The organism is Holosporales bacterium (genome assembly GCA_031263535.1).
Taxonomy (GTDB): domain Bacteria; phylum Pseudomonadota; class Alphaproteobacteria; order UBA3830; family JAIRWN01; genus JAIRWN01.
The window spans coordinates 1-11,038 of the sequence record JAISFO010000009.1 but is presented as its reverse complement, the minus strand read 5'-3'; the positions used below and the strand labels follow the sequence as shown (position 1 = coordinate 11,038).

Annotated in this window: 11 protein-coding genes; 6 read left to right on the top strand and 5 right to left on the bottom strand. The window is 44.7% G+C overall.

Going from position 1 to position 11,038, the window contains the following annotated elements; translation table 11 throughout:
* Window positions 1-504: 504 nt before the first annotated feature.
* The 6 genes from LBL30_00985 to LBL30_00960 all read left to right on the top strand — a co-directional run bounded on the left by LBL30_00985 (window position 505) and on the right by LBL30_00960 (window position 7,417).
* A complete protein-coding gene (locus LBL30_00985; protein ID MDR1031684.1) occupies window positions 505-1,821 on the top strand; it encodes a sodium:proton antiporter in 1,317 nt (438 codons plus the stop codon).
* A gap of 86 nt (window positions 1,822-1,907) precedes the next feature.
* Window positions 1,908-2,795: a 16S rRNA (cytosine(1402)-N(4))-methyltransferase RsmH gene (gene rsmH / locus LBL30_00980; protein ID MDR1031683.1), complete on the top strand. Its 888-nt coding sequence runs from the start codon at window positions 1,908-1,910 to the stop codon at window positions 2,793-2,795.
* Window positions 2,796-2,798: 3 nt separating this feature from the next.
* The gene (locus tag LBL30_00975; GenBank protein MDR1031682.1) at window positions 2,799-3,182 is read left to right on the top strand and encodes a hypothetical protein; all 384 of its coding nucleotides are present in this window, start codon (window positions 2,799-2,801) and stop codon (window positions 3,180-3,182) included.
* Window positions 3,179-4,834, top strand: a complete 1,656-nt coding sequence (locus LBL30_00970; protein ID MDR1031681.1) for a penicillin-binding protein 2 — start codon at window positions 3,179-3,181, stop codon at window positions 4,832-4,834. The genes LBL30_00975 and LBL30_00970 overlap by 4 nt, the downstream gene beginning before the upstream one ends.
* 81 nt (window positions 4,835-4,915) lie before the next feature.
* Window positions 4,916-5,800 (top strand): protease modulator HflC, encoded by an 885-nt coding sequence (gene hflC, locus LBL30_00965; GenBank protein ID MDR1031680.1) that lies wholly within the window; start codon window positions 4,916-4,918, stop codon window positions 5,798-5,800.
* A gap of 63 nt (window positions 5,801-5,863) precedes the next feature.
* Window positions 5,864-7,417 carry a trypsin-like peptidase domain-containing protein gene (locus LBL30_00960; protein MDR1031679.1) on the top strand — a complete coding sequence of 518 codons (1,554 nt, stop codon included), beginning with the start codon at window positions 5,864-5,866 and terminating at the stop codon, window positions 7,415-7,417.
* A 60-nt stretch (window positions 7,418-7,477) separates the two neighbouring features.
* Here LBL30_00960 and LBL30_00955 read toward each other — a convergent pair whose 3' ends face one another.
* From LBL30_00955 to LBL30_00935, 5 genes are all read right to left on the bottom strand, one after another.
* Window positions 7,478-8,545, bottom strand: coding sequence for a hypothetical protein (locus tag LBL30_00955; protein MDR1031678.1), 1,068 nt, complete (start codon window positions 8,543-8,545; stop codon window positions 7,478-7,480).
* Between the two features lie 15 nt (window positions 8,546-8,560).
* Window positions 8,561-8,950: a hypothetical protein gene (locus LBL30_00950; GenBank protein ID MDR1031677.1), complete on the bottom strand. Its 390-nt coding sequence runs from the start codon at window positions 8,948-8,950 to the stop codon at window positions 8,561-8,563.
* An 89-nt stretch (window positions 8,951-9,039) separates the two neighbouring features.
* The gene (gene ruvB / locus LBL30_00945) at window positions 9,040-10,080 is read right to left on the bottom strand and encodes a Holliday junction branch migration DNA helicase RuvB (protein MDR1031676.1); all 1,041 of its coding nucleotides are present in this window, start codon (window positions 10,078-10,080) and stop codon (window positions 9,040-9,042) included.
* A 21-nt stretch (window positions 10,081-10,101) separates the two neighbouring features.
* A complete protein-coding gene (ruvA, locus tag LBL30_00940; protein MDR1031675.1) occupies window positions 10,102-10,710 on the bottom strand; it encodes a Holliday junction branch migration protein RuvA in 609 nt (202 codons plus the stop codon).
* Window positions 10,711-11,038, bottom strand: a 328-nt coding sequence (locus tag LBL30_00935; protein ID MDR1031674.1) for a crossover junction endodeoxyribonuclease RuvC, incomplete at its 5' end; no start/stop codon positions are given.

Genomic DNA, 11,038 nt, shown 5'->3' with positions numbered 1-11,038 from the left:
GTACCTTCGATTTTCACACTTTTGATAGGAGCTTCAGGTTTTATTATTGCATTAAGCAGGCTGACCAGAACATTTGAATGCCTCTGGTCGCAAAATATCATCTTAAAGATAATATCATTGGTCGGCAGAACCTTCAGCGCGGATTCTTCTTCAGCTTTCATAAAACACTCTCCTTAACAAAAGTATTGTAACACATTTCTTTTTTCTTTTGAATGCATACGGATTACAGTAAACTCGCATGGATAAATGCAAAATTCACAGAAGGGCAGCATCAATGTTTTGGTACCAAAATTGGTACCAAATTTCTAAGAATTCGAATTCATATGCATTTCAACGCAGCAGAAATACTGAAGCTTTTATAACGAGTTTGCATTCCCTCGGCTCCACCAAATGTGTCTATATAGACTCGTTGTTTCAATCATTAGGCCGCTAGTAAAGCCAATTTTTCTGGACACCTAGCAAAATAGGCAGCTATGCTGACCTTGAATATAAGGTTAGGTCACGATGGTATACTCAGCTTATTGGACGGTTCCGTTTGTTGGGACGTTGTTGTCAGTTGCGGCACTTCCTGTCTTAGCGCCAGCCTTTTGGCATAAAAACTCTGGCAAAGTGTTCCTGTTTTGGAGTTTGCTGATTTGTGCCGCGTTGGGCATGAGCCACAGCTTGCCTGAGTTCACCACAATCGTAAGCGATACCATGTTGTCCAAGTTTTTGCCGTTCATCATACTTATTGCCGCGCTTTATATAATCACAGGCGGGATATATTTCACTGTATTCAGCAAAGTTACCGCAACAGTTAATGTTGTGATAGTAGGTATTGGGGCCTTGAGCGCAAGCTGGATAGGCACAACTGGCGCAGCAATGGTCATGATTCGTCCGCTCCTCAGGCTAAATGCAGAAAGGAAATATAATACCCACCTAGTCATATTTTTCATATTCCTAGTTGCCAATATCGGCGGTGGAGTTACCCCAATTGGTGATCCGCCCTTGTTTGTTGGGTTTTTAAGCGGAGTAGATTTTTTTTGGTCGCTAAGGCACCTGTCCAGCGCTGTATATCCGGTAATATTCGGAATGCTAGGCGCGCTGTATTTAGTGGACTCATATCTGCTGAAAAAGGAGGGCTGCCAGTTTGAGCATGCTGGTAAAACTCAAATCGCGGTTAAAGGCAAGCGCAATATATTGCTGCTGGTGGTCGCGGTTTCATCCGTTATGCTTAGCGGCGTAATAAATATAGGGGCAGTAGAAATATTTGGCATTACGCTGCCAATTGCCTCCTTGATAAGGGATTTAATTTTGTTGATATTGTCCGCGGTTTCGCTTGCAACTACTCCAAAGGATATCCGCCGTCACAATGACTTCTCGTTTGGGCCATTAAAGGAAGTGGCAGAGCTGTTTGTTGCAATATTTTTAACCCTAATTCCGGTTGAGCATATCCTTCATATGGGCGCAGATGGGCCATTTGGGCCACTATTCGCATGGCTGTCCCAAGGCGGTGAGCTCTCGGCGTCAAAATGCTTTTGGTTAACCGGTGCTTTGTCGTCTGTACTTGATAATGCGCCGACTTACTTGACGTTTTTCCATCTGGCGGGCGGTGATCCAAATTACTTTATGAACGCAGGGGCGCACGTACTGAAGGCCGTTTCTTTAGGGTCGGTGTTTTTTGGGGCTTTAACCTACATAGGTAACGCCCCTAATTTCATGATTAAATCTATCGCACAGAGCTATGGGTATGAAATGCCATCGTTTTTCGGCTATATAAAGTGGTCATGCGCAATACTGCTGCCCATATTTGCTTTAGTATCAGTGATGATTTTTCAGTAAATTCCATTATCGCAATTGACTAAGCGAGTACGAAAATCAAGCGTTTCTTCTTGATGTAAGTATAAATTCAGCAGTATTGTCGGCAAATGCCAGGCCATGTTCCAGTCTTATTGAACGAAGTCATGGCCATGCTTCCACACAAGGAAGGTGGCTTTTACATAGATGCAACCTTCGGCGCCGGAGGATATACTAAAAAAATACTACAGAGCATTCCTAACAGCTTCGTTCTTGGCATTGATCAAGATCCAAACTTAATCAGCTTTACCAGCGAAATACAGCAACTGGCCCCAACGCGCTTTAAGTTTGTAAACGAAAACAATATCAATTTAAAAAATATCATCGCCTTATACGAAATAAAGCAAATAGACGGTATAATTTTTGATCTTGGTGTGTCTTCTATGCAACTCGAGACACAAAATAGAGGATTCTCCTTCAATTTAGATGGACCGCTTGACATGCGCATGAGCGGTCACGGCATATCCGCTCTGGAGGTAGTTAATACCTATACCGAAGCTCGGTTGGCCGACATAATTTATCACTATGGAGAAGAGCGTAAGGCAAAAAAAATCGCAAAAGCCATTGTAAATGGGCGAATAAATCAACAAATATCCTCTACGAAACAGCTTGCCGATATTGTAAAATCAGTTATTAATTCATATAAGGGAATACATCCAGCGACAAAAACTTTTCAGGCCCTTAGGATTTTTGTCAATAACGAGCTGGAAAATTTGGAAATTGCGTTGAGGTCGGCCATTGAGTTGTTATCAGTGAAAGGAAGTTTAATTGTGGTAGCTTTTCATTCGCTTGAAGACAGAATTGTTAAACATTTTTTTAAGCATTTTGCGCTACAACGGTCGAATGAAAAACAATTTCGCCTGATAAACAAAAAGCCAATAGTGCCCGGAGCAGAGGAATTGGCGCTTAACCACAAGGCGAGATCGGCTAAACTGAGGGGCCTTGTGCGGGAGTTTTGAAAGTTGTTTGGTGTCAATAGGCTAGTACTGCTGGTTGCTGTCGTATTTGCAGGATGTGGTCTATTTAACTTTAAGTACAAGGTTGCCGATTTAAATTCTCAGGCTCAAGGGCTTGAACGGGAAATCGCCCGCACGCAGTGTGATATCAAGATTTTATCAGCAGAACTGCGCTATTTGACTGCGCCTAAAAGGCTTCAAAGGCTAGCAAGTCGCCATATGGTCCTTGATAAAACTGAGGTTAACAGGTTATTCTCTCTCAGCGAATTTAAGGCTCGTTTGAACGGCAGAGCCCGCATAGTAAGGGTCGATCCTCTGCAAAGTTTGTTAGTAAAAGTATCGGCCCCTAAGCCTAAAAAGCTGTTGGCAACAGATGCTCGTGGTCAATGAGGCAATTCACCAGGAAAACTGGAGGTTATTTTAGGGAAATTGTCGGCGGCAGGTACGACACGATATCTGTCGCATTGGTGGTATTACGCCAGCGCATATTATTCGTGCTGGTGTGTTTTTGTATTGTAAATTTGGCGATAATTACCAGAATTGTCTATCTTTCGTTTCAGCCGCAACTCAGCGATCATGACAGAAACGTAATACAACAACAAAACGCCAACTTAGTTCGTGCCGATCTGTTTGATCGTAACGGTATGATCTTGGCGACGAGCCTGCCAACAGTCTCGGTTTACGCAAATGCCAAAGACGTTATCAATATTGGTGAGGCGGTTGAGGGGCTTAGAAAGATATTTAAAGACCTAAACTTTCGCAAGGTCAAACAAAGTCTGGAGAGCGGAAAAAGGTTCATCTGGGTCAAAAGGCACATTACGCCGGCACAGCAAGAAGCACTTTTATCCCTGGGGATTCCGGGCATATATTTCATAAACACAGAGCGCCGTATATATCCTGACAGGAACCTGCTGTCCCATGTGCTGGGTTTTACTGATGTAGATAACATCGGCATTGCGGGCGTAGAATACTCAGAAAACAACAGAATTATACGAAATTCTGAACCCCTTCAGCTTTCAGTTGATATAAGGCTTCAACATGCTTTGCGTGATGAGCTGTCTGTCGGCATGGCTGAATTTAGCGCTACGGGTGCGTCGGGGATAATCTATGAGGTTGAAACTGGCGAAGTGCTGGCTATGTGCTCGCTGCCGGATTTTGATCCTAATCAATACGCAAAAACTCCGCCCAAAAATAAATTTAATAAATGTACATGCGCGGTTATGGAGCCTGGCTCTACCGCCAAGATATTCACAACCGCCATGGCGCTGGAGAGCGGTAGGGTTCGCCTTGACAGCATTTTTGACGTGACCGCCCCACTTAACATTGGTCGCCATCACATCAAAGATTTTCATCCCCATAACCGCCCCTTAACAACAGAAGAAGTATTCAAATATTCATCCAATATTGGCGCGGCGCGTATGGCTTTACAAGTTGGTGGACAAATACAAAGGCAGTTCTATCAGGATCTTGGGATGTTTGTCCCTGTACGGCTCGAGCTACCAGAGCTGCAGGCTCCACTTTATTCAAAGACTTGGCGAGAGCCGACAATTATCACCGTCTCTTACGGTTATGGTATAGCTCTAACCCCTATGCACATGGTTGTTGGGGTGGCGAGTATCCTAAACGGAGGGCTGTTGTTACTGCCAACTATTCTGAAGGGCAAAAATGCCGACCACAAGGCAACAAAAAGGATAATCTCGGAAGCTACATCCAAAAAGATGGTTCGCTTGCTGCGCTTAGTGGTAGAGGAAGGCACCAGCCGAAAAGCCGAAGTCTCTGGCTATCACGTGATTGGCAAAACTGGCACTGCAGAGAAACTGCAGGGCAAAACTTATAACAAAAACTCTAACATGTGCTTTTTCATTGGCGCGTTTCCAACAGATCGGCCTAAATACCTTATTTTCATAATGCTAGACGAGCCCAAAGCCAATAAGAATACCTTTGGATTTGCTGCCGCTGGCTGGAACGCTGCACCTGTTGCCTCACGCGTAATAAAAAGAATCGGCGCAATACTTGACGTCGTGCCCGACAAAGATGAGTGACACGAGTAAGGATCAAAAAGGGATAAAATCGCATTGGAACTCTTACAGTAACGATGTTATACAGGTTTTAAGGAATTACAGATGCCAAATAGGTTTGGTCGCATAGGATTCTTAGTAACGGCTTTCTGCGTACTAGCCGCAATTGGCCTTTTAAGCAGCATATTTGTCGTTCGGCAGACTGAGCAGGCGCTTATCGTGCGGTTCGGCAATCCAATTCGGGTAATCAGCACAGCTGGGCTGCATTTTAAGTGTCCATTCTTGATTGACGAGGCCATTTTCTTTGAAAAAAGGTTATTAGCGATTGATTTAGCTGAGCTTGAGGTAACGCTTGGCGACAGGCGACGCCTTGTTGTTGATGCTTTTGGGCGTTACAGGATTACCGATCCATTGAAATTTTATCAAACAGTGCGTGATGAATCAGGGCTTCAAAGGCGCTTGGCGGCGATGGTTTTGGGAAGCCTGCGCAGCGTGCTGGGCAATGCGCACTTGTCGGCCATACTGTCTGATTCTAGGTCAAAAGTCATGGACGACCTTTGCCGCGAGGTTAACAAAGCTGCCAAAGACCTTGGGGTTGACGTTTTGGACATGCGTATAAAACGGATGGACTTGCCGCGTGAAAACACTGAGGCCATATGCAAGCGCATGATCAGCGAGCGTGAGCGCGAAGCCAGGCAGCTTCGTGCAGAAGGCGAAGAGAAAGCGCAGATAATCCGGGCCGAGGCCGACAGATCCAAAGCCGAAAAGATCGCCGAAGCCAATAAGAAAGCTGATATTTTGATTGGAGAAGGCGAAGCGGAAGCCGGCAAAATCTACGCAGACGCATACAGCAAAAACCCAGCTTTCTTTGAGTTTTATCGGTCTATGCAAGCGTACAGAAAATCCTGCGCTCCAGAAAATACCAAAATTGTAGTGTCGCCAGACGGTGGTTTTTTTAAGTTTTTTAATAAATTCGCAACTAAAGACTAATACCATGCCCTGAATTGATTTCGATTGAGACTCAAGAGCTTAAAGGGTGTAGAATCTATCCAAATGTTAAAGCCTATAACAGCGAAAGTTATTGCTTCTGTGCTTGTGGTGAGGTGGTTCGCCGCGCTTGAGGCACAAGCGGCCGATTTTGTGGATATAATTCCTAAGCTGCTTGTAAGCGTAGTTAACATCTCTGCCAAAGGTAAGCTGGATAATCAATCGAACGAACTGTCAGAAGCAGATTATCGCTCTGATGGGATTAAGGAGCTGTTCGAGTTTGTTGACAGCAAGCGCAACACGCCTTTAGGGTCGGGGTTTATAGTGAACTCAACTGGCTATATAGTTACCAATTATCACGTTGTAGAAGGCATCAAGGAAATTATCGTCACCCTTCATGACGATAAAGAATTTAAGGCAAAGATCGTTGGCTATGACGAAAAGATGGACATCGCCTTGCTTAAGATTGAAGTAGATGTTCCCTTAACCCCTGTGGAATTTGGCGATTCAAACAATGTGCGAGTAGGCGAATGGGTCCTGTCGGTCGGCAATCCATATGGCTTTCCGTTTACAGTCACTAAAGGCATAGTTTCCTTTTTGGCCAGAAATATATCGGCAAGGTGCAGAGGCATAATTGGCGACGATATAATTGACTATATCCAAACGGACGCGCCTATCAACCGAGGCAACTCTGGATCGCCTTTGTTTACTGCCGACGGCAAAGCCATAGGCATGGTTATTGCCATATTCTCGGATACTGGTGTTAACAGCGGCCTGAATTTTGCGATTCCATCTAATTTTTTGCAAAAGGCGATCAAGCAACTTAAGGCTTTTGGAAAAATGCGCCGTGGCTGGATCGGCGTTTCTGTTGAACTGTTGGAAGCCGATGTTGCGGAAAGCCTGGGGTTGGCAAAACTGCGTGGCGTAACGGTAACCAAAGTCACTTCCGGATCGCCGGGCGCTAAGGCTGGCTTGCAGCAAGGTGATATCATCATGATAATCGGCGATACGCCCATAAATGACGAATCTCAATTATCCAAAATTGTTGCTAATTCTGCTGTTGGTAAGGTGCTGCCGATTAAGGTGAGGAGAGACAGTCAGGAAATCACCCTCAGCATCATGGTCGGATACCGTGACGACAGCGCCGAGGTCGGAGATGACGCCCTAGAGCCATCTGTTGACGGCATAAGAGGGAAAGATATTTACAGCGCTGGCCTGTCCTTAACAGACGTATCAGCGGAGCTTAGAAAGGCCTTCGACTTGCCAAACACCCTTAATGGAGCCGTTATTATCAATACTATGCGTAATTCCGACGCCGCAGAAAAGGATATCCGCCAAGGCGACGTTATCGTAAAGATAGATCAAACCCCCGTTGATAACGTTGCTGATTTTCTGGCGAAACTTATGAATATCAGTCACAAAAAAGACAAAGTAGCGCTGTTGATTTACAGAGACGGGGTTTATCTATACCGGGCAATTTTGCTTAGAAAAATCTTGGACGATTCGACCGCTGACGAGCCAGTTAAGGCCGGAGAGCCTAAACAATCAGGCAAAGCTGTAAATGATAACAAACCAGCCGCCCCCGGGGTATCTGGTCAAACTAAAAGCCGAGTCAAATAGCGAGTCACTGAACTTATAAAGGCCACTTTACCTTGAAGTAAAGCAGCCTTTCAGCAAGTATTATTGATCGGCGGCAGGAAATTCTGGATCGATATGATCAGCAAACAGCCACTTGTGATGTGCTTGTGGCGCAATTCCTAACTCGTGCCTTATATCCATAACTGTCTGCTCAGGCACATCAAAGAATGCAGTACCAAGAAGTATTATGTCAGGAATACAATCGTGCCTAGATGATACAAAGTGGTCGCCAATTGAATTTGGCCTTTCAAGGAAAGGCATTTCATGAGCAATTTTGCATACTGTTTCGAATAGCTCCGACGCAGTAAGAAGATATCCACCATTATATAATAATTCCACTCCTGGCAATTGCACATGTTTATATACTGCTTCGAATACCTCGCTCTTAAGGTGAAGATCTTTACAGATATCTGATAAGTCACTTCTCTGCGCCCGAACATATCGATCGCTAATGATCGCTAACATTGAATTTATTTTACTATGATCTAGTTCTACTTTGACGCATACACCTTCGTTATATCCATTAAGAAAATTTGCAACCAAATCAAACATAAATGGTGCGTGTTCTTTAAAAGCACATAAGTGTAGGGGCGGTAACAATGTTTTACCGGCTTCCCAAGACAATCTATCTTTTAAGATTGGTGATGGTGGTGGAGCCAGAGGATTGCATGGATGCTTTGCTCCATCACAATCTATAAACGTGAGTAATTTTCTGTTTGGGATTAATTCTATAGAAGTTGACTCTAAAAGTGATGTATTTATGAACACATTATGAAAGTGCAAATCTGCATGGATGATCTGGCTGTCATTTAAAGCCCTTACAGCTTGGCCAAATTTCTTCATTACTGGAAAAGCGCTTGGCCATCCCATTCTTGGTGTACTAGTGTGACCCAAATGCTCAGTAATACCGAAAAAGTCAAAAAGCGTAACTCCAGGAGCCCTTTCCATAAACTGAATCGACCATTCGTTAGCACTTTCAGGAACAGTTTCACAACGACAGTACGAGATTTCCATAAGCGCATTAATTCTGCTGCTTATAATTTCATCTTCCACACACTCACCGCTCAATTGACTAATAAATTGACTAATATTCCAAACTTTTATGTTCATACTATCTGGGGCTTGTTAGGGCGAGATTACTGAGAAATACTTGATGTTGATGATTCTTGGCAAATTATCCGGAATGGGCTGATCACCAAATTGTGAATCTAAGTGTTGTTGCAGAAAACAAGCGCTTTCAAGTTCTCCCGATCCTCTTTGCCTACTTACTTTGATGATATGTGGCCCAAAGCCAAGTATTAACGGATCAGCATAACCAGGCGTGTTGGTTTCAGATTGAACAGAGGTGGGTAAAACTACGGCCTCAAAATGTTCATCTACTCCCATCTCTTTAAGGCATAGATTACCAAATTTTGTGGCTTGTTCAGGGCTTACGGCCTGTATAAGTTCTGATTGTGGTGCTGCTGACCAAGCACTTTGTAATACCAAAAGCGATAATAATGTTACTCTCTTCATTTTGACATCCAATAACTATTATATAGATATATATAATTTACTTTTTGACTAAAGTCAAGTTTTTTTTACAAGCTAACTGATGCAAATTATTAAAACAGTTTTAAAGAACTGTCGTCACAGTTTTTGTTTAGTGATGAAGGTTTGTCGAGACCAAGATAGCCATACCCTAAATCTGTGATTACCCTTCCGCGAGAGGTTCGCTGTACAAGGCCTTGTTGAAGCAAAAATGGCTCTATTACCTCTTCGATTGCGTCCCTTTGCTCGGACAGTACGGCGCAGAGGGTCTCTACCCCGACCGGGCCGCCGTTATAGAACTCAACAATGCACTTTAGGTATCGTCGATCCATCATGTCTAGACCTAAATTATCGACTTCAAGGCTTGTCAAGGCTTGGTCGGCAATCGCTTTGTCAATTTTACCAACACCTTTGACCACCGCAAAATCCCACACGCGCCTTAGCAGTCGACAAGCAATTCTTGGCGTTCCGCGTGAGCGTTGAGCAATTTCCCAGGCGCCTTCGTGCTCTATCTCTACGCCAAAGATAGACGCGTTGCGGTTGATGATTGTCTCAAGCTCTTGATGATTATAGAAATCCAGACGCATCTGAATGCCAAAGCGGTCCCTAAGCGGCGACGTAAGCAAGCCCGATCTGGTAGTTGCCCCGACCAGGGTAAATCTTGGCAGATCGATTCTGATGGACCGTGCAGCTGGCCCTTCACCGATGATTAGGTCAAGCTTAAAATCCTCCATAGCAGGGTACAGGACTTCCTCGATTAGGGGATTAAGTCTGTGAATTTCGTCTATAAAAAGAACGTCGCTAGTCGAAAGGTTCGTAAGTAGCGCGGCAAGGTCCCCTGCTTTGGCAATCATAGGGCCAGAGGTGGCCTTAAAGCCAACGCCCATTTCGCGGGCGATTATCTGGGCTAGCGTAGTCTTGCCCAATCCCGGCGGGCCATAGAATATTGTATGGTCAATTGCCTGCGCACGCGATTTGGCAGCCTTTATAAATACGTCAAGATTTGATTTAAGCTTAATCTGGCCGATAAAATCACGTAGGTATTGCGGACGCGTTTCGGCGATGTGCTCAGTATCAGCTTCCTGGTCATGAGGAGATAAAATCCCTTCCTTCATATTATAACGTTTAAAATTCCTCTATAACGACGTAAGTCTTCCGAGGGCTTGGCGAAATACCTCTTCGAAGCCTTGCTCGGACGGTACATCTTTTAAAACATTCAGAATATCGGCTTTTTTGTATCCCAGATTTACCAGCGCTGAGGTAACATCCAAAATAACCCCTGTCGGGCCTGCAGTAGATCCGACGCCAGCTGCAGATGAAATATCGATCGGCTGCTGAGACGGCATTTTTTTATCCTTTAGTTCGTTAATTATCCTTAGGGCGAGTTTGCCGCCAACCCCATCGGCCATGCACAGTTTGGCCTTATCTTCATAAAAAATCGCTTGAAAAACGTCCGCCGGCGTTAAGACGGAAAGTATCGATAAGGCAACTTTGGCCCCAACCCCTTGCACCGTAAGCAGCAATTTAAACCACTCTCGCTCTTCTGGACTTGCAAAGCCATACAACAACCAACCGTCTTCTCTGATCATTAATTCTGTATAAACCAAAACCTCAACCTGTCCCTGGCTCTGGAACTTCTCGAGCGAAGGCCTTGGGCAAAATACCCTGTATCCGATTGCCCCAGTATCTACTGTTATGTGGTTATCTGAAACATCACAAACTTTACCGCGTAAAAAGTTAAACATTCAGCTGGTTATCCTTAAATGCGGGCTCCAATTAGCGTGACATATGGCCACAGCCAAAGCGTCAGCGGCGTCGTCCTTTATATCTGGGCAAGTTGGAAGCAGCCGCCTGATCATCATTGCGATCTGCGCTTTATCGGCATGTCCAACGCCCACTACGGCCTTTTTTATTTTATTTGCGCCGTATTCATTGACTTCGATACCGGCATGGGCTGGCGCAAGCATGGCTGCCGCCCTTGCTGCCCCAAGCTTTAGGGCCGAAGACGGGTTGGAATTCATGAAAGTCTCCTCAATGGCGGCCTCTGTAGGCCTTAAACGAACGATAACCTCT

Coding starts and splice junctions, on each gene's coding strand:
- rsmH (MDR1031683.1), top strand. CDS start 1,908: ATGCCAGGCCATGTTCCAGTCTTATTGAACGAAGTCATGGCCATGCTT.
- ruvA (MDR1031675.1), bottom strand. CDS start 10,710: ATGTTTAACTTTTTACGCGGTAAAGTTTGTGATGTTTCAGATAACCAC.
- LBL30_00950 (MDR1031677.1), bottom strand. CDS start 8,950: ATGAAGAGAGTAACATTATTATCGCTTTTGGTATTACAAAGTGCTTGG.
- LBL30_00985 (MDR1031684.1), top strand. CDS start 505: ATGGTATACTCAGCTTATTGGACGGTTCCGTTTGTTGGGACGTTGTTG.
- LBL30_00970 (MDR1031681.1), top strand. CDS start 3,179: ATGAGGCAATTCACCAGGAAAACTGGAGGTTATTTTAGGGAAATTGTC.
- LBL30_00955 (MDR1031678.1), bottom strand. CDS start 8,545: ATGAACATAAAAGTTTGGAATATTAGTCAATTTATTAGTCAATTGAGC.
- ruvB (MDR1031676.1), bottom strand. CDS start 10,080: ATGAAGGAAGGGATTTTATCTCCTCATGACCAGGAAGCTGATACTGAG.
- hflC (MDR1031680.1), top strand. CDS start 4,916: ATGCCAAATAGGTTTGGTCGCATAGGATTCTTAGTAACGGCTTTCTGC.
- LBL30_00960 (MDR1031679.1), top strand. CDS start 5,864: ATGTTAAAGCCTATAACAGCGAAAGTTATTGCTTCTGTGCTTGTGGTG.